We start from the raw sequence: 18,222 nt of genomic DNA, 5'->3' as shown, positions 1-18,222 counted from the left end.
TCCCTCCCGGGGGCCCCTCACGCCAGTCCCAGGGCGAAGACCGCGAAGCCCGCCGCGAGGAGGCCCGCCGCGGTGCGCCGGGTGCGGCCTGTGCCCGTCCACGGGGACTCGAAGCCTCGGGCGTACCGTCCGATCAGGACCAGCAGGCCCGCGAACAGCGGCATCCAGGCCAGCCGGGCGAGGATCCAGCCCACCGAGTCGGGCGCGCCGACCAGGCCCGGGACCTCGCCGGCGTACGAGGCCGGGATCGCGGCGGCGAGCATCGCCGTCTGGTGCCAGCACAGGATGGTCATCGCGGACAGGTTGACGACGACGACCGGCGCCCACAGCGCGGGCCGCTTCAGCAGCTTGCCGAGCCGGTCGCGGAGCAGGATCGCCGCGCCGCTCTGCGCGGCGGCCAGGGCGAGGACGAGCAGCGACGGCGGGTGGGAGTTGGTGCGGGCCTCGCCGGGGACGCCGACCATCGACGCGGGGTAGCCGAAGGCGAGCAGCAGGGCGGCGAAGAGCGCCGCGCCGCCGAGCAGCAGCCCCCAGGCGTGCCGCCGGGTGACCCGGCCCTCGCCCCAGGAGACACCGAGCTGGTACGCGAAGAGCCAGCCGGGCAGGATGTTGAGCAGGCTCAGCCAGGACGGCACGGCGTCGGCGTACGGCCCGTAGCGCAGGAAGTCGACGACGGCGACCGAGGCGAGCAGCGGGGCCGCCGCCCACACGCCCGCCCGGCGGGCGGCATGCACGCACAGGGGGGTCAGTGCCGTGACGACCGTGTACACCCCAACGAACCAGAGCGGCTGGATCACGAGCGTGGACGCCGTCCGCAGCGTGTCGCCCGGCACCCCGAACCCGTAGTGGAGGAGCGGCAGCATGACCGCCCAGACGGCCGTGACCCCGAGGACGGGCCGGCCGAGCCGGGCCAGGCGCCCCTTGAGCCAGTCGCCGGTGGAGCCCTTCCGCTTCCGGTACGAGAGCACCGAGGCGTAGCCGCCGACGAGGAAGAAGATCCCCAGCATCTGCAGGATCCAGCTGACGGGAGCGAGTCCGCCGAAGGTGCCGAGCGGGCTGGCGTTGTGGATCGCCCCGTCGGAGGAGAGCGTGAACCCGCCGAGCAGCCAGTGACCCGTGGGCACCGCGAGCAGGGCGAGGGCGCGCAGCCCGTCGATCGCCCGGTCGCGGTGGACAGGGGTGCGGGCCTCGATGCGTTCGACGAGCGCGTTCATCGGACATCCCCCTGGGCGATGGCGGCGAAGGTACGGAGGGACTGCGTGCCGGGCGCGAAGTAGCCGTTGTGGCCACGGGCGTCGTCGGCGGGGACGCGCCGGGCGCCGAACGCGGGGTCGGCCGGGTCCTCGCCGTGCCCGAGGCCCACGAACGAGACGTTCGGGACCCTGTCGATCCAGTCGGACGGGTCCTTGGCGGCCCACACCCGGGCGGAGGTGCCCAGCTCGCCGACGTTCGCGGCGCGCATCCCGGGGGAGCCGAAGACGACGAGATCCTTGGCCTTGAGGTCCTGGGCGGCCAGGCCGCAGACGACGGAGCCGTAGCTGTGGCAGAAGACCGACGGAGCGGGGACCCCGGTCGCGGCCAGGCCGTCGGTCAGCCGGGTCAGCCGCTCCGCGCCGGCTTCGGCGAGGCCCCCGGTGGCGGCGTCGAGGCCGACCCCGACGGGGGTGGTGTAGCCGGCCCAGGAGATGACGGCGGTGCGGCCGTGCGTGGCCCGACGCAGGGACTCGGCCATGTCGTTGAGGGGCCGTACGTTCCCGGCGTCGATGTCCGAACCGGGCACGATCACGGCCACGCTCTCGGCCTCGGCCAGGTCGCCGTGGACGAGGACGATCTGGCCCCGGCCGCGCGGATCGGAGGCGAGGACCTGCTGCCCGGCGTACTGGGCGCCGAGGGTCCGGGCGTTCGCCTCGTACCGCAGTCGCAGCGGAGCGCCGTCGAGGTTGCCGACGACGGAAGGGTGCTCGCGCACGAGCGCCTGCTGCCGACCGGGCGTCAGGCCCCGGAAGAACGCGGCGACTTGGGAGGGCGTCATCCGCTCCGGGTCGGGCAGTCCGTCCGCCCGCCAGGCCTCCGTGCCGACCGGGGCCCCGGTGACTGCCTGCTGCGCACTCGCGGAAGCCCAGCCGGCCGTCCCGGCGATCACCGTCGTGACAAGCGCGGCGGCGACCAAGGTCCTCGTGTAGCGGCGCATATGGGGCCCCTCCCTCTTCGTGTCTCTCGTCCGTGGCGAGAGGAAGGTAGGAAGAGGACGGGGGACGGCACGTCACACCGGGGGGCCAACTCCCGGTTGATACCGGGGTAGGGGGTGGACGAGGGGCAGGCACCAGGCCGGGGGTGGGGATTTCCCCCGGTGGGTGGGGGCGTTGGGGAGGGGGCGGGCCCCAGCGGGTCCCGGGGTCAGGGTGCGTTGGGGAGGGGGTGGGCCCCAGCGGGTCCCGGGGTTCGGCTGCCCGCCTCGGCTTCCCGCCCGTGTTCGCCGGACGGAACCCGCCCCGACCTGCGTGCGCGGCGCGTGCACCCCGGGACTCGGGTGGCGGGGGCCCGGGGGCTTGCCCCCGGTTTCGGGAAGGGTGCGGGGTGGGGGAGTGGCCCCGCGCGGCCGAACTCGCCCCGCCGCGCCGCCCCCGTCAGCGCCCCGCGTCCCCCGGTGTCACCAGCCCCGACTCGTACGCGAAGATCACCGCCTGCGCCCGGTCACGCAGATCCAGCTTGGCCAGCACTCGCCCGATGTGCGTCTTGACCGTCTGCTCCGCCAGGACCAGCCGGTCCGCGATCTCCTGGTTCGAGAGCCCCCGGGCGATCAGCTCCAGGACCTCCGTCTCACGCGGCGTCAGACCGTTGAGACGCAGCGCCGCCCGGTCCGCCCGCGGCGCCGGCTTCGACGCGGCGAAGTCGGCGATCAGCCGGCGCGTCACCGACGGCGCCAGCAGCGCCTCGCCCGCCGCCACCACCCGTACCGCCGCGATCAGATCGGCCGGCGGCGCGTCCTTCAGCAGGAAGCCCGACGCGCCCGCGCGCAGCGCCTCGTACACGTAGTCGTCCACGTCGAAGGTGGTCAGCATCAGCACCTTCGGACGGTGCGTGACCCCCACCGGCGGGTTCAGGATCTCCCGCGCCGCCGCGAGCCCGTCCATCTCCGGCATCCGTACGTCCATCAGCACCACGTCCGGGTGCGTCGACCGCGCCACCTCCACGCCCTGCTTCCCGTCCGGCGCCTCGCCCACCACGTCGATGTCGGCCTGCGCCGCGAGGAGTGCGGCGAACCCCGCCCGCACCATGGCCTGGTCGTCGACGATGATCACGCGGATGGTCAAGACACGTCCTTTGAGGTCAGCGAGGTCTTCGAGGTCAGCGGGAGCCGGGCCGCGACCCGGAAGCCGCCGTCCGGCAGCGGCCCGGTGTCCAGCGTGCCGCCGGTCAACCGTACGCGTTCCCGCATTCCGATCAGCCCGTGGCCGGTCCCGTCCCCGCCCTCGAGGGGCGAATGGCGTCCGGCGACAGGGGCGTTGACGACCAGGACCGTCAACCAGCCGTCGTCCGAGCGGATCGAGACCCGGGTCTCGGCTCCCGGCGCGTGCCGGACCACGTTCGCCAACGCCTCCTGAACGATCCGGTACGCCGACAGATCCACCGCCTGGGGTACGTCGCCGAGGTCGGCCGCCAGCGACAACTCGGCCGGCACCCCCGCCCGTACCGTCGCCTCGATCAGTTGCTGCACCCGGTCGAGGCCGGGCTGCGGGGCCCGTTCGCCCTCCGTACCCTCGCTGCGCAGCACCACGAGCAGCCGTCGCATCTCGGCGAGCGACTCCCGCGCGCTCGCGGCGATCGAGGTGAACTCCTCGCGCGCCGCCTCCGGAAGGTCCGGGATCCGGTACGGCGCCGAGTCCGCCTGGACCGTGATCACGGACATGTGGTGGGCGACGACGTCGTGCAACTCGCGCGCGATCCTGGCCCGCTCCTCGAGGAGGGTGCTGCGCGCCCGTTCGGCGGCGCTGCGGCGCTCGGCGTCCCCGCGTTCCCGGAGCGCCGCGGTGAGGAGCAGGATCCCTCCGCTCAGCACGAAGAGGAGGATGTGGATGCCGTCGGCGTTCTTCGGCGCGACCGCGGTGAGGACGAAACCGGCCGCCCCGGTCGCCAGCCATACGCCGAGCAGGGTCCGGCGCGGTTCGCGCAGCCCGAGCGCGAGCATCAGGGCGAGGTAGCCGACCACGATCATCGGCGTCCACGGCCAGCTGCGGCCGTCGACCCCGTCCGAGGCCAGCATCACCAGCGCTCCGGCGACATCGGCGACGCCGATGATCCACCACGCCTGGAGCGGGCGGGTCACGGCGAGCAGCAGCGGCGCGGTCTGGGCGGTGGCGAGGGCACCGGCGATGGCGCCGTTGACCTGGTAGTCGTCGAGGAGCACCGTGACGGTGACGGGGAGCAGCGAGGCGACGAAGGCGACCGCGATGCCGTAGGGGAGCAGCCTCAGCCAGCGTGAACGCGCGTCGGCGAGCAGCGGGGCGCTCGGCTCCGTGGGGGTCGCCAGGGCGGTACCGAAGGACCGCGTCACTGCCCGGACGGACGCGAGGATCCGGGCGACGTGGCGGTCGGCTCCGAGGGAGCGTGTCTTGTTCATGGCCCGCCCAGGTTAGGCAGCCGGACACGCGGGGGGCGTCATACCGAGGACTCGGTCGGGGGGTGATACCGGGGTATGACGGCGAGGGCGGGGGTGACGGCCGAGGCGAGGCGAGTGGCGAGCGCGTGGGTCGGGCCGAGGCCGGGCGTGGGCGAGCGGGGCGGGCGCGCGGGCCGGTCCGATGCCCCGCCGAGGCCGGGCGGGCGCGCGGGCCGGGCCGAGGTCGGCGGGGCCTTACCCGCCCAGGGCGAACGCCCATGGGCGGATCTCAGCGGCGCCCGCCTGGCGGCCCTTGGGGACCGCCGCGCCGAGCGGCCCGGCGGGCGGCCCCGTCCACGGCCCTGGCCGCACCGCGGCGTCCGCCCGACGTGCCGCACCGTCATGCCGTGCCACGCCGTGCCCCGCCGCGCAGTGGCGCGTCGCCGCCCCGCCGCGCCCTCACAGCTCCGCCAGCAACTCCGCCTTCTTCGCCGAGAACTCCGCGTCCGTCACCAGACCCGCCGAGTGCAGCTCCCCCAGATGCCGGATCCGCTCCGCGACCCCCGCCGGGTCGCGGAGTTCCGCCTCCGGGAGCGCGGCCGTCCGGCCCGCGCCGCGGACCGCCGCCAGGACCGCCGCGGCGAACGGCAGGGACTCGTGGACCGGGCCGTAGCCGAGGCCGAAGACGACGGCCGCCGGGTCGCGGTCCGCCTGGGCCGGCCGGGGTTCTCCGGACCGGGGCAGCAGGCGCAGGTACCCGTCGAAGACGTCCGGCGAGCGCCACTCGACCCCGCTGAGCTCCCGTACCGGAAAGGTCTGGTCGCCCGCCTTCCACTTCTCCGAGGACGCCCCCGTCCAGAACCAACGGAACGACACCTGAGACGTCCCGTCGAAACTCGCCTTCCCGTCGTACGCCTTGAAGGACTGCGGCCCCTCCGGCGCCGCCACGAGGAAGCCGTCCGACGGCGACCCGTTCGACAGTCCGTCCGACAGTCCGTCCGACAGTCCGTCAGACAGCCCGTCCTCCGGCCCGAGCATCGCCCGCAGTTCGTCCCGGTAGTACTCCGCCAGTGTCTCCCGCTCGGCCGGCAGCACCAGCCGGTACGGATCGCTCCCCTCCTTCAACTGCCCCGCGGCCGCCTCCATCAGAGGATCGGCGCCCGGTCTCGGCACCGCGTGCAGCACGACCGTGCCCCGCTTGCCCGGGGCAAGCCTCACCTGCGCCAACGCCTCGTGCGGGATACGGCGTTCACGCAGCGTCTGGAACAGCTTCGGTGTGCGGATCCCCCGATCGAAGCGGATGACGACGGCGTCGCTCTCGAACTCCCAGGTGGCATGAATTCCGGCCAGCACATCACCCATGTGCCTCATCGTATGCGGCGTGCGCCCGCGCGTCGCCCCTGTACGGGGGGCCGAAATGCCGTGCTCTACGCGCGTCAGACGCCTTCCGCGCCGGAGATTCCGCTGCGGCAGGCGCTGTCGACGCTCGCGCAGGCCAGGCTCTGGTACGCACCAACGCCTATCGCCGCGAAGTTGTGGAGGCTCTCGGTGCCAGGCTCGAAATAGCCGGTATGACCGCTCGCACCGGCCGCCGAGAGCAGCCGCGCACCGAACTCCGGCGCCACCGGGTCCGCCCCGTGCCCGACCCCGCCGACCGCGAGGTGCGGTACGTCCTGGATCCAGTCGTCCGCGTCCCGCATCGCCCACACCCGGGCCCGGGTGGACAGTTCGGCCGCGCGCTCCACCCGCATTCCGGGGCTTCCGGCGACGGCCACGTCGGTCACCCGGGAGGGCAGCCGGGCGGCGGCGACCCCGCAGAGCACGGAGCCGTAGCTGTGGCAGAACAGGCTGACGCGGGAGGCGCCGGGCAGCGCGTCGGCCATGTCGACGAGCCGTAGCGCGCCCGCCGTGGCGAGACGCCCCATCGCGGCGTCGATGCCGACCCCGACCGGGGCCGTGTAGTCCGCCCAGGCGATGACGGCCGTACGGCTGCCGGGGGCGGCCTGGCGCTGGGCGGCGTACAGCGCCTGCGCCATGCCCGCCGGAGCCGTGTACCTGCGGGTGGTCTTCTGGAAGGTCAGCAGATTGGTGTCGACTCCGGGCACGATCACCGAGACCCGCTGCGCCTGCTCCAGGTCGCCGAGGACCTCGGCCGTCCGGCCGCCGCCGGTCGGGTCGAAGGCGAGGATCTGCCGGTCCTGACGCATCAACGAGGTGAAGCGGTGCGCGCGTCGCAGGGCCTCGTGCCGGCCGTCGGCGCTGAGCCTCGGGTCCTCGACCCTGTCGCGCTCCGAGTCGAGGGCGCGGGCGAGGGCGAGCCGGTTGGCGCGGTAGCGGAGGGTGACCGGGGCGCCGTCGAGATTGCCGACGACGAGCGGGTGCGCTTCGGCGAGGAAGGCGCCCTGCGTGGGGCCTATCGAGTCGAAGAACGCGGCGATCGTACGGGCGGGAGCGGCCGGGTCGGGAAGGGTCCGGTCGCCGATCCTGCCGTGCAGCCAGGAGGCGAGCGCGGCCTGCCGCGACTCTCCTGGCCCGCGCTGATGCTGGATGGTCGTCCAGCCGGTGGTCGCGAGGAGCACGAACACCACGGCCAGCGCGAGCGTCATGCGCCAGACGGTGAGGGTGGGGGAGGAGTCGAAGGAAGTCACTGCGCCACACCCTAGGAGACGGGTGCGGGGCGCCGGGCGGGCGAGTGACGTGGATCACCTGTGAGGTGAGGCGTCGTGACGTTCCGTGCGCGCAGGTGTACGCCTCGCACGTCCGGATTCCACGGCTCCGCGCCGTGTACGGATGCGTCGCCTCGGTCCACACGTACGGAGTCACCGGCTCCGCCACGCTCACGCGGTGATCGGCTGTGTCGCGCTTACGCGGTCACCGGCTCCGCCACTCCGGTTCGAGGGCCGGGCCGAGGTGGTCCAGGTAGTACTCGGTCATCTCGCGCATCCCCTCCAGCGTCGGGTCCGCGCCCCGGCCCCAGAGCTGCCCGGTCACCTTCATGACGCCGCTGAAAGCCGCCACCACGATCCGCGGGCGCGGGTCCTCGTCCACGTCCAGGCCCTCGCGCTCGGCGATCAGTCGGGCGATGGCCTCCTCCATCTCGCTGGAGCGGCGCAGATGGACGGCGAGCAGCGCGGGCGTCGACTCGATCATCTGGAAGGTCCGCAGATAGAGCTCGAGGGGAACGACCTCCATGATCGCCTCGCCGATGGTGTCCCAGGCGGCGAGCACGGCATTGCGCATCGCGTCGAGCGGGCCCTCCTCGGCGGGCCGTTCGGCCAGCGCCTGGACGAAGCGTTCCTCCACCATCTGCTGGACGGCGAAGGCGGCCTCCTCCTTGGAGGAGAAGTAGCGGAAGAAGGTGCGTTGGGAGACCTCGACCGCGTCGGCGATCTCGTCGACGGTGGTCTGCTCGTACCCCCGGGTCGTGAACAGCTCGAGGGCGACGCGCAGCAGCGCGTCCCGTGTGCGCTGCTTCTTTCGTTCCCGCAGACCGGAAACCGTCACCGCATGGCCCTCTTTTCGCCACTTTCCAAGGCTTCGTGCAGCTCAGGGTACCTGTGAGCTACGTGACAGTTACCGTCGTGTGAATCACTTTGTCAATTGTCAGTGGCTGACATTAGTCTCACCCGCATGACTAGTCAGACCACCGTGGAAAAGGCCCCGCAGGGTCAGGGGGGTGACCGGAGCCCCGCGCCGGTTCCGGCGAAGGGCCTGCGAGGCCACCCTTGGCTGACGCTGTTCGCCGTGGCGGTCGGCGTGATGATGGTCGCGCTCGACGGCACGATCGTCGCCATCGCCAACCCCGCCATCCAGGCCGACCTCGGCGCCACACTCGACCAGCTCCAGTGGATCACCAACGGGTATCTGCTGGCGCTCGCCGTCGCCCTGATCACGGCCGGCAAGCTCGGTGACCGCTTCGGCCACCGCCAGACCTTCCTCATAGGCATCGCCGGCTTCGCCGCCGCCTCGGGCGCGATCGGCCTCTCCGACTCGATCGCGTTCGTGATCGCCTTCCGTGTGCTGCAGGGCCTCTTCGGCGCCCTGCTGATGCCGGCGGCGCTCGGCCTGCTGCGGGCCACCTTCCCCGCCGAGAAGCTCAACATGGCCATCGGCATCTGGGGCATGGTCATCGGTGCCTCCACCGCCGGCGGCCCGATCCTCGGCGGATTCCTCGTCGAGCACGTCAGCTGGCAGTCCGTCTTCTTCATCAACGTGCCGGTCGGTGTCCTCGCGCTGGTGCTCGGCCTGGTGATCCTCAAGGACCACCGCGCCGAGAACGCCCCCCGCTCCTTCGACATCCTCGGCATCCTGCTGCTGTCCGGCGCGATGGGAGCGCTCATCTGGGGCATCATCCAGGCCGGTGCGGACTGGGGCTGGGCGAGCGGCAACACCTGGGGCTGCATCGGCGGCGCGATCCTGCTGTTCGCGCTCTTCGCCCTGTGGGAGACCAAGGTCAAGGAGCCGCTCATCCCGCTGGGCATGTTCCGCTCCGTGCCGCTCTCGGCCGGTGTGGTCCTGATGGTCCTGATGGCCTTCGCGTTCATGGGCGGCCTGTTCTTCGTGACCTTCTACCTCCAGGGCGTGAAGGGGCTCGGCCCGATCGACGCCGGACTTCACCTGCTGCCGCTGACCGCGATGATGATCGTCTCCTCGCCGCTCGCGGGTGTGCTGATCACCAGGTTCGGCCCGCGCATCCCGCTCGTCGGCGGCATGGTGTGCACCGCGGCCGCGATGTTCGGCATGATCACGCTCACCGAGGGCACCGGGACGCTCGCGATGTCCCTCTGGTTCGCCCTGCTCGGCCTGGGTCTCGCGCCGGTCATGGTCGGCGCCACCGAGGTGATCGTCGGCAACGCCCCGCTGGAGCTCTCCGGTGTCGCGGGCGGGTTGCAGCAGGCCGCGATGCAGGTCGGCGGCGCGCTCGGTACGGCCGTGCTCGGCGCGGTCATGTCCTCCAAGGTCTCCGGCGAGTTCGCGTTGAACTGGACGGCCGCCGGGATCCCGGGCCCGCCCGCGCCCGGTCTGGAGCAGGCCGCCGAGTTCGGAATGGTCCCGCCGGAGCTCGCGAAGGCGCCCGGCATGACCCCGGACCTGCTCGACCGGATCGGCGGCGTCATCCACGACACCTTCATGGACGGCATGGGTCTGGCCTTCACCGTCGCCGGTGTCGTCGCCGTCATCGCGGCCGGCGTCGCCACGCTCACCAAGCGCGGCGCGAACGCGGAGGCGGGTGCGGGCGGCGCCCACATCTGACATCCGCCTGGTGAAACGACAGCCCCGCCGGACTCGGTCCGGCGGGGCTGTCACCTCTTCGGGTGAACCGAGCTTTGGCCTCTTCCCAACGCACTGTGATTTCCGTCAGAGTTCTGATCACAGAGAGTTACGGAATCGGGGGGTTCACCGCCATGTATACGAAGCACGCACGCGACCGGCATGCACGGGGCGATCACGCATACGGCCGGCACGTACACGGCCATCACGCACGCCACCTGCACGCACGCGGCCATCACGCACTCCAGCGCGTCCTTCCGGTCGCACTGGTCGCCACCTTGCTCACGGCCCTGCTCACCGCCCTGCCCGCGGCAGCTGCTCCGACGGTCCACTCGGCCGAGGCCACCAGCCTGGCTCAGGTCACGCCGCCACCCAAGCTCGGGGCCTGCGCGCCCGGTCAGTTGTGCCTGTGGCCCAGGGCGGACTTCCGTGGCACGGCATGGACGCACGAGCTGGCCGACACGGACATCGAGAGCTGTGTCGCCCTGCCGCCGGGCACGAGCGCCCAGGCGCTCGCCAACCGCACCGGGCGGCCGGTCACGACGTACCAGTCCGCGGAGTGCGCCGAGACCGGGGAGTTCGAGACCTATCCCGGGCGCGGGACCTGGGTGCCCCAGAGTCCCTACCAGGTCAGAGCCTTCAAGATCTGGGAGCGGTAGGGATCTCGCCCTGCGGCGGCACCGAGGCCGGTGCGGAGATCGGCGAGGAGCCCGGTGTGGGGGCCGGCGCGGAGGCCGGCAAGGAGGCCGGCGTGGATGCCGGCACCGAGGCCGGCAAGGAGGCCGACGCGGAGAGCCGTGCCACCTCGCCACGCAGCTCCTGGACCTCCCGGGTCAGGGCCTCCAGGAGCTCCGTCTGCCGGCGGTCCTGCGCGTCGTCGCGCTCGAAGCGGGAGATGAACCAGGCCGCGATGTTGGCGGTCACCACACCGAGCAGGGCGATCCCCGAGAGCATCAGGCCCACGGCGAGGACTCGGCCGAGACCCGTGGTCGGGGCGTGGTCGCCGTAGCCGACGGTCGTCATCGTGGTGAACGACCACCACACCGCGTCGCCGAGCGTCTTGATGTTGCCGTTCGGAGCCGTGCGCTCCACGTGCAGCACGGCCAGCGAGCCGAACATCAGCAGCCCGACCACCGCGCCCGCCACATACGTGGTGAGCGTTATCTGCGGGGCCATCCGGGCCCGCCGCCCCACCAGAAGGAGCGTGGAGACCAGTCGCAGCAGCCGCAGCGGCTGTACGAGCGGGAGCAGGACAGCGAGGAGGTCGAGCGGATGTCCGCGTACGAACTGCCACTTCGCCGGGGCGAGCGTCAGCCGCACGGCGTAGTCGACGGCGAACGCACCCCACACCACCCACTCCATGGCCAGACACAGCTCATGGACCCAGCGATCGGCATCCGGCGCCACGATCGGAATGGCGTACGCAATGCCGAACGCCACTGCCAGGATCAGCAGTGGCGTCTGGGTGCGCTTCTCCCAGCGTTCCTTCATGCCGGGAATCGTATGGCCGGTGCGAGGGCCCATTCGCCCCCGCACCCGCACACGGACGTGCCGTTACGCGTCGCCGCCGGCGGGGCCCGGGTCCGCGGCCGCCACGTCGAGCAGTTGGTAGCGGTCCACGGCCTGCTTCAGGACCGACCGGTCGACCTTGCCCTCGCGGGCGAGCTCGGTGAGGACGGCGAGCACGATCGACTGGGCGTCGATGTGGAAGAACCGACGGGCCGCACCCCGGGTGTCCGCGAAGCCGAAGCCGTCCGCGCCCAGCGAGGTGTAGGTGCCCGGCACCCAGCGGGAGATCTGGTCCGGAACCGAGCGCATCCAGTCGGAGACGGCGACGAACGGGCCCTGGGCCGAGGACAGCTTCCGCGTCACGTACGGGACGCGCTGCTCCTCGTCCGGGTGGAGCAGGTTGTGCCGGTCGACCTCGACGGCCTCGCGGCGCAGCTCGTTCCAGGACGTCGCGGACCAGACGTCGGCCCGTACGTTCCACTCCTCGGCGAGGATCCGCTGCGCCTCGACCGCCCACGGCACGGCGACACCGGAGGCCATGATCTGCGCGGGGATCGCGCCGGCCTCGCCCGCCTTGTAGCGGTAGATGCCCTTGAGGATGCCCTCGGCGTCCACGTTCTCGGGCTCGGCCGGGTGCTGGATCGGCTCGTTGTAGACGGTCAGGTAGTAGAAGATGTCCTCGGCGTTCGGCCCGTACATCCGCTTCAGGCCGTCCTGGACGATGTGCGCGATCTCGAAGCCGAAGGCCGGGTCGTAGGCGACACAGCCCGGGTTCGTCGAGGCGAGCAGGTGCGAGTGGCCGTCCGCGTGCTGGAGGCCCTCGCCGGTCAGCGTCGTACGGCCGGCGGTCGCACCCAGCACGAAGCCGCGCGCGAGCTGGTCGGACATCTGCCAGAACTGGTCGCCGGTCCGCTGGAAACCGAACATCGAGTAGAAGACATAGACCGGGATCAGCGGCTCGCCGTGCGTGGCGTAGGCGGAACCCGCCGCGATCAGCGAGGCCGTGCAGCCGGCCTCGGAGATGCCGTCGTGCAGCATCTGGCCGGTCGGGGACTCCTTGTACGCGAGCAGCAGCTCGCGGTCCACGGCCTCGTACTGCTGGCCCAGCGGGTTGTAGATCTTGGCGCTCGGGAAGAACGAGTCCATGCCGAACGTGCGGTACTCGTCCGGCGCGATCAGCACGAACCGCTTGCCGATCTCCTTGTCCCGCATCAGGTCCTTGAGCAGCCGGACGAACGCCATCGTGGTGGCGATCGACTGCTGGCCGGAGCCCTTCTTCACCGGGGCGTAGGTCTTCTCCTCGGGCAGGACCAGCGGCTTCGCGCGCACGACACGCGTCGGGACGTACCCGCCGAGCGCCTTGCGGCGGTCGTGCATGTACTGGATCTCCTCGGAGTTCCGGCCCGGGTGGTAGTACGGCGGCAGACCGCTCTCCAGCTGCGCGTCGGTGATCGGGATGTGCAGCCGGTCGCGGAAGCGCTTGAGGTCGTCGACCGTCAGCTTCTTCATCTGGTGGGTCGCGTTGCGGCCCTCGAAGTTCGGGCCCAGCGTCCAGCCCTTGACGGTCTGCGCGAGCACCACCGTCGGCTGGCCCTTGTGGGCCTTGGCCGCCGCGAAGGCCGCGAAGATCTTCTTGTGGTCGTGACCGCCACGGCCCAGGTGCAGGATCTGGTGGTCCGACATGCCCTCGACCATCGAGCGCAGCCGCTGGTCGTCCCCGAAGAAGTGGTCGCGGATGTACGCGCCGGTCTCCGTCGCGTACGTCTGGAACTGGCCGTCGGGCGTGGTGTTCAGCTTGTTGACCAGGATGCCGTCGCGGTCCTGGGCGAGCAGCGGGTCCCAGGAGCGGTCCCAGATCAGCTTGATGACGTTCCAGCCGGCGCCGCGGAACTGCGACTCCAGCTCCTGGATGATCTTGCCGTTGCCGCGCACCGGGCCGTCGAGCCGCTGCAGGTTGCAGTTGACGACGAAGGTCAGGTTGTCCAGGCCCTCGCGGGCGGCGATGGACAGCTGGCCGAGCGACTCCGGCTCGTCCATCTCGCCGTCGCCGAGGAAGGCCCAGACGTGCGACTTGGAGGTGTCGGCGATGCCGCGCGCCTCCATGTAGCGGTTCATCCGGGCCTGGTAGATCGCGCCGAGCGGGCCGAGACCCATCGAGACGGTCGGGAACTCCCAGAAGTCCGGCATCAGCCGCGGGTGCGGGTACGAGGAGAGCCCGTTCGGGAACTTCGACTTCTCCTGGCGGAAGGCGTCGAGCTGGGTCTCGTTGAGCCGGTCGAGGAGGTAGGCGCGGGCGTAGATGCCGGGGGAGGCATGGCCCTGGAAGAAGATCTGGTCGCCGCCGTCGCCCTCGTCCTTGCCGCGGAAGAAGTGGTTGAAGCCGACGTCGTACAGCGAGGCGGAGGAGGCGAAGGTGGCGATGTGGCCGCCGACCCCGATGCCCGGGCGCTGCGCGCGCGAGACCATCACGGCCGCGTTCCAGCGGGTCGCGTTGAGGACCTTGCGCTCGATCTCCTCGTTGCCCGGGAAGAACGGCTCGTCCCTGGTCGCGATCGTGTTGACGTAGTCCGTGCTGCGCATCTCGGGCACGGCCACGCGCTTCTCGCGGGCTCGCTCGATCAGGCGGAGCATCAGGTAGCGGGCTCGCTCACGACCCCGCTCGTCGACGGCGGCGTCGAGGGAGTCGAGCCATTCCTGGGTCTCTTCGGGATCGAAGTCCGGGACCTGGCTGGGAAGGCCGCCAATGATGATCGGGTTGCGATCGGATCCGGAAGCCACGCTGTTCCTTCGCTGTTCGGTGGAGCCCACGGGAATGCCGGGATGTCCATCGTGTACCCCGTCGGTGTCAAACGTCATCTCTACCGAGTGGTAACCCCCGCTGGGCGCCTGGTTGGGTCAAATCGCAACCTTACGCCCAACCCGCGCATGCGTTTCGTCATCACGTTCGGCAGACTGAAGCCGCGGAAGAACGCAAAATGGGACGAAGCGTGTGCCATATGTCACGGAGCGAAGTGGAACCGGACCGGAAGATGCGGCGAGACGGCCCCAAACGTCACCGTTTCGGCGGTCTCGGCGGCCGGGTACTTGCGCGATCCGCCCAGCCCGTGTGGACTACGGCCAGCGCCGCGCGTACGCGCGTGGCCGAAGCATTTTCCGATACATGATCAGGAGGCAAGCCGTGAGCGCGACCGCGGACCACGCGGAGGAGCGGACCAACCCGGCAGCGAGGCTGGGGTTCGAGCCCGGACAGGTGGTCCAGGAGATCGGTTACGACGACGACGTCGATTTCGATCTCCGCGAAGGCATCGAGTCCATCATCGGGTCGGACCTCGCTGACGAGGACTACGACGACGTCGCTGACGCCGTCGTGCTCTGGTTCCGCGACGAGGACGGAGATCTGACGGACTCCCTGGTCGATGCCATTGGCCTGCTGGAGGACGGCGGGGTCGTATGGCTGCTGACGCCGAAGACGGGCCGAGACGGCTACGTCGAGCCCAGCGACATCAGTGACGCCGCGCAGACCGCCGGCTTCTCCCAGACCAAGAGCATCAGCGTGGCCAAGGACTGGTCGGGCAGCCGACTGGTCGCCCCCAAGCGCTGATCCCCAAGCAGCAGGAGCCCCCGCCGGCACAGCCGGCGGGGGCTCTGTGCGTAGGCTGGGCCTTTCACCTGTCCGGTCCAGTGAAGGGATGCGCACGCCATGGCGATCGAGGTCGGCACCAAGGCCCCGGAGTTCGAGCTCAAGGACAACCACGGCCGCACCGTGAAGCTCTCCGACTTCAAGGGAGAGAAGAACGTGGTGCTGCTCTTCTACCCCTTCGCCTTCACCGGCGTCTGCACCGGCGAGCTGTGCGAGCTTCGCGACAACCTGCCGAAGTTCGTCAACGACGACACCCAGCTCCTCGCGGTCTCCAACGACTCCATCCACACCCTGCGCATCTTCGCCGAGCAGGAGGGCCTGGAGTACCCGCTGCTCTCCGACTTCTGGAAGCACGGCGAGGCCTCGCGCGCGTACGGCGTCTTCGACGAGGAGAAGGGCTGCGCCGTGCGCGGCACCTTCATCATCGACAAGGAGGGCGTCGTGCGCTGGACCGTCGTGAACGCCCTTCCGGACGCCCGGGATCTCGGCGAGTACGTCAAGGCCCTCGACACTCTCTGAACATCGGGGCGAATCGCCTGTCCAGGCCGGGAACCCGTCACTAGGATCCACTCGTTGATCCGATGCCAACGCACGACGGGGGCGCTGCCCCTGAAAACCACATGGAGGGACTCGTGGGAGTCAGCCTCAGCAAGGGCGGCAACGTCTCGCTGACCAAGGAGGCCCCTGGCCTGACCGACGTCACCGTCGGTCTCGGCTGGGACGTCCGCACCACCACCGGGACGGACTTCGACCTCGACGCCAGCGCCATTCTGGTCAGCGCGGAGGGCAAGGTCCGCAACGACCAGGACTTCGTGTTCTTCAACAACCTGAAGAGCGCCGACGGCTCGGTCGAGCACACCGGTGACAACCTCACCGGCGAGGGCGAGGGCGACGACGAGCAGGTCAAGGTCAGCCTGGCCACGGTGCCCGCCGATGTAGCCAAGATCGTCTTCCCGGTGTCGATCTACGACGCCGAGAACCGCCAGCAGTCCTTCGGCCAGGTCCGCAACGCGTTCATCCGCGTCGTGAACCAGGCCGGCGGTGCCGAGATCGCCCGGTACGACCTCTCCGAGGACGCCTCGACCGAGACCGCCATGGTCTTCGGCGAGCTGTACCGCAACGGCGCGGAGTGGAAGTTCCGCGCCGTGGGCCAGGGCTATGCCTCCGGCCTGCGGGGTATCGCGGCGGACTTCGGCGTCAACGTCTGAGTCACGCACGTCTGATCCGTCCGGCGCCGCACACTCCGTGCGGCGCCGGACGTGCCTCATCTGCTCCACGAGCAGCACTCACCGGGGAGGAACCACACATGGGCGTCACGCTCGCCAAGGGAGGCAACGTCTCCCTCTCCAAGGCCGCACCCAACCTCACCCAGGTGCTGGTCGGCCTCGGCTGGGACGCGCGCTCCACCACCGGAGCGCCCTTCGACCTCGACGCCAGCGCCCTGCTGTGCCAGTCGGGACGGGTGCTCGGCGACGAGTACTTCGTCTTCTACAACAACCTGAAGAGCCCCGAGGGATCCGTCGAACACACCGGGGACAACCTCACCGGCGAGGGTGACGGCGACGACGAGTCGCTCATCGTGGACCTCACCAAGGTCCCGGTCCACTGCGACAAGATCATCTTCCCGGTCTCGATCCACGAGGCGGACAACAGGGGCCAGACGTTCGGCCAGGTCAGCAACGCCTTCATCCGTGTGGTGAACCAGGCGGACGGCCAGGAGCTCGCCCGCTACGACCTCTCCGAGGACGCCTCCACCGAGACCGCGATGATCTTCGGTGAGCTGTACCGGTATGGCGGCGAATGGAAGTTCCGGGCGGTGGGGCAGGGGTACGCGTCCGGCCTGCGGGGCATCGCTCTAGACTTCGGGGTCAACGTTTCGTAAAGCCGCGTACTTAAAACGATGGGGTAGACAGTGGTTCTGAAAACCTTCGGCTGGTCGTTCGCCATCACGGCGCTCGGTCTGGTCGCAGCGGTGCTCTACGGGGGGTGGGAAGCGTTCGGGATCGTCGCGATCCTGTGCATCCTCGAGATCTCGCTGTCCTTCGACAATGCGGTGGTCAACGCCGGAATCCTGAAGAAGATGAATGCCTTCTGGCAGAAGATCTTCCTCACCATCGGTGTGCTCATCGCCGTCTTCGGCATGCGCCTGGTCTTCCCCGTCGTGATCGTCGCGATCAGCGCCAAGATCGGCCCCATCGAGGCCGTCGATCTCGCTCTCAACGACGCCGAGCGCTACGAGCAGCTCGTGACCGACGCACATCCGTCGATCGCGGCCTTCGGCGGCATGTTCCTGCTGATGATCTTCCTCGACTTCATCTTCGAGGACCGCGACATCAAGTGGCTCGGCTGGCTGGAACGCCCGCTGGCCAAGCTCGGCAAGGTCGACATGCTGTCGGTCTGCATCGCCCTGATCGTCCTGGCGATCAGCGCCATGACCTTCGCGACCCAGGCGCACCAGCACGGCGGCACGCACGTCGACAAGGCGGCGACCGTCCTGCTCTCGGGCGTCTTCGGCCTCATCACGTACCTCGTCGTCGGCGGTCTCTCCGGCTACTTCGAGAACAAGCTGGAGGAGGAGGAGGAGCGCGAGCACGAGGCCGAGGAAGAGGCCAAGCGCTCCGGCAAGAAGGTCGGCGTCGTGCAGCTCGCCGGCAAGGCCGCCTTCTTCATGTTCCTCTACCTCGAGGTCCTCGACGCGTCGTTCTCCTTCGACGGTGTCATCGGCGCCTTCGCCATCACCAACGACATCGTCCTCATGGCGCTCGGCCTCGGCGTCGGCGCGATGTACGTCCGTTCGCTGACGGTCTACCTGGTCCGCCAGGGCACCCTCGACGACTACGTCTACCTGGAGCACGGCGCCCACTACGCCATCGGCGCGCTCGCGGTGATCCTCATGATCTCCATCCGCTACCAGATCCCCGAGGTCATCACCGGCCTCATCGGCGTCGCCCTGATCGGCTGGTCCTTCTGGTCCTCCGTCCGCCGCAACAGGGCCTTGGCGGCGGCCGAGGGAAAAGCTGACTCCTCGGGCAAGACCGAGGTGACTTCCGGGGTGTGACACCCCCGGCAACGAGGAACGCTTCACTGCGGGGGGGGCGGGGGCCCCCGCCCCCCCCCCCCCGGAGTGCTTGGAGCAAGAGGGGGGTGGGGGCCCAAGGGCGTGTTGGGCGGGCGCTTTGCGGGGGGGGGCGCCCCCTGAGTA

16 protein-coding genes are annotated in these 18,222 nt (G+C 70.6%); 7 read left to right on the top strand and 9 right to left on the bottom strand.

All coding sequences use genetic code 11. From position 1 onward, the window contains the following. Positions 1-17: 17 nt before the first annotated feature. The 7 genes from ACFQ7Q_RS07890 to ACFQ7Q_RS07860 all read right to left on the bottom strand — a co-directional run bounded on the left by ACFQ7Q_RS07890 (position 18) and on the right by ACFQ7Q_RS07860 (position 8,104). Entirely contained in the window at positions 18-1,214 is a 1,197-nt protein-coding gene (locus tag ACFQ7Q_RS07890; protein WP_383551106.1) for an acyltransferase, read from the bottom strand. Beyond that, positions 1,211-2,191 carry an alpha/beta hydrolase gene (locus ACFQ7Q_RS07885; protein WP_383551105.1) on the bottom strand — a complete coding sequence of 327 codons (981 nt, stop codon included), beginning with the start codon at positions 2,189-2,191 and terminating at the stop codon, positions 1,211-1,213. Before ACFQ7Q_RS07885 ends, ACFQ7Q_RS07890 begins: the two co-directional genes overlap by 4 nt. Positions 2,192-2,627: 436 nt before the next feature. Further along, positions 2,628-3,314 carry a response regulator transcription factor gene (locus ACFQ7Q_RS07880; protein WP_329120956.1) on the bottom strand — a complete coding sequence of 229 codons (687 nt, stop codon included), beginning with the start codon at positions 3,312-3,314 and terminating at the stop codon, positions 2,628-2,630. Next, on the bottom strand, positions 3,311-4,621 hold the full coding sequence (locus tag ACFQ7Q_RS07875) for a sensor histidine kinase (protein WP_383551102.1): 1,311 nt from the start codon (positions 4,619-4,621) through the stop codon (positions 3,311-3,313). The genes ACFQ7Q_RS07880 and ACFQ7Q_RS07875 overlap by 4 nt, the downstream gene beginning before the upstream one ends. Positions 4,622-5,059: 438 nt before the next feature. After that, positions 5,060-5,971, bottom strand: a complete 912-nt coding sequence (locus ACFQ7Q_RS07870) for a DUF4429 domain-containing protein (protein ID WP_383551100.1) — start codon at positions 5,969-5,971, stop codon at positions 5,060-5,062. A 65-nt stretch (positions 5,972-6,036) separates the two neighbouring features. Beyond that, positions 6,037-7,248, bottom strand: a complete 1,212-nt coding sequence (locus ACFQ7Q_RS07865) for an alpha/beta hydrolase (protein ID WP_383551098.1) — start codon at positions 7,246-7,248, stop codon at positions 6,037-6,039. 223 nt (positions 7,249-7,471) lie between these two features. Further along, positions 7,472-8,104 (bottom strand): TetR family transcriptional regulator, encoded by a 633-nt coding sequence (locus tag ACFQ7Q_RS07860; protein WP_383551096.1) that lies wholly within the window; start codon positions 8,102-8,104, stop codon positions 7,472-7,474. 126 nt (positions 8,105-8,230) lie between these two features. Between ACFQ7Q_RS07860 and ACFQ7Q_RS07855 the strand changes: the two genes are divergently transcribed. Together ACFQ7Q_RS07855 and ACFQ7Q_RS07850 are read left to right on the top strand one after the other, a co-directional pair. After that, positions 8,231-9,853, top strand: a complete 1,623-nt coding sequence (locus ACFQ7Q_RS07855; protein WP_383551094.1) for an MFS transporter — start codon at positions 8,231-8,233, stop codon at positions 9,851-9,853. Positions 9,854-10,137: 284 nt separating this feature from the next. Further along, entirely contained in the window at positions 10,138-10,530 is a 393-nt protein-coding gene (locus ACFQ7Q_RS07850; protein ID WP_383551195.1) for a peptidase inhibitor family I36 protein, read from the top strand. Here the strand turns inward: ACFQ7Q_RS07850 and ACFQ7Q_RS07845 are convergent. Together ACFQ7Q_RS07845 and aceE are read right to left on the bottom strand one after the other, a co-directional pair. Continuing rightward, the gene (locus ACFQ7Q_RS07845) at positions 10,511-11,362 is read right to left on the bottom strand and encodes an ion channel (RefSeq protein ID WP_383551092.1); all 852 of its coding nucleotides are present in this window, start codon (positions 11,360-11,362) and stop codon (positions 10,511-10,513) included. The genes ACFQ7Q_RS07850 and ACFQ7Q_RS07845 overlap by 20 nt on opposite strands. A gap of 63 nt (positions 11,363-11,425) precedes the next feature. After that, positions 11,426-14,158, bottom strand: coding sequence for a pyruvate dehydrogenase (acetyl-transferring), homodimeric type (gene aceE / locus ACFQ7Q_RS07840; RefSeq protein ID WP_383551090.1), 2,733 nt, complete (start codon positions 14,156-14,158; stop codon positions 11,426-11,428). A 400-nt stretch (positions 14,159-14,558) separates the two neighbouring features. Here aceE and ACFQ7Q_RS07835 point away from each other — a divergent pair, with 400 nt between their 5' ends. The 5 genes from ACFQ7Q_RS07835 to ACFQ7Q_RS07815 all read left to right on the top strand — a co-directional run bounded on the left by ACFQ7Q_RS07835 (position 14,559) and on the right by ACFQ7Q_RS07815 (position 18,078). Further along, a complete protein-coding gene (locus ACFQ7Q_RS07835; protein WP_137989507.1) occupies positions 14,559-14,981 on the top strand; it encodes a DUF3052 domain-containing protein in 423 nt (140 codons plus the stop codon). A gap of 99 nt (positions 14,982-15,080) precedes the next feature. Then, entirely contained in the window at positions 15,081-15,539 is a 459-nt protein-coding gene (locus ACFQ7Q_RS07830) for a peroxiredoxin (protein WP_383551087.1), read from the top strand. A gap of 113 nt (positions 15,540-15,652) precedes the next feature. Continuing rightward, positions 15,653-16,228: a TerD family protein gene (locus ACFQ7Q_RS07825; RefSeq protein WP_376437728.1), complete on the top strand. Its 576-nt coding sequence runs from the start codon at positions 15,653-15,655 to the stop codon at positions 16,226-16,228. A gap of 98 nt (positions 16,229-16,326) precedes the next feature. After that, a complete protein-coding gene (locus tag ACFQ7Q_RS07820; RefSeq protein WP_383551085.1) occupies positions 16,327-16,902 on the top strand; it encodes a TerD family protein in 576 nt (191 codons plus the stop codon). Positions 16,903-16,932: 30 nt separating this feature from the next. Further along, positions 16,933-18,078: a DUF475 domain-containing protein gene (locus tag ACFQ7Q_RS07815; protein WP_383551083.1), complete on the top strand. Its 1,146-nt coding sequence runs from the start codon at positions 16,933-16,935 to the stop codon at positions 18,076-18,078. The last annotated feature ends 144 nt before the right edge of the window (positions 18,079-18,222 follow it).

The sequence above is a fragment of the Streptomyces sp. NPDC056527 genome (assembly GCF_042794475.1).
Lineage (GTDB): Bacteria > Actinomycetota > Actinomycetes > Streptomycetales > Streptomycetaceae > Streptomyces.
This window is presented reverse-complemented; position numbering and strand designations above follow the sequence as displayed.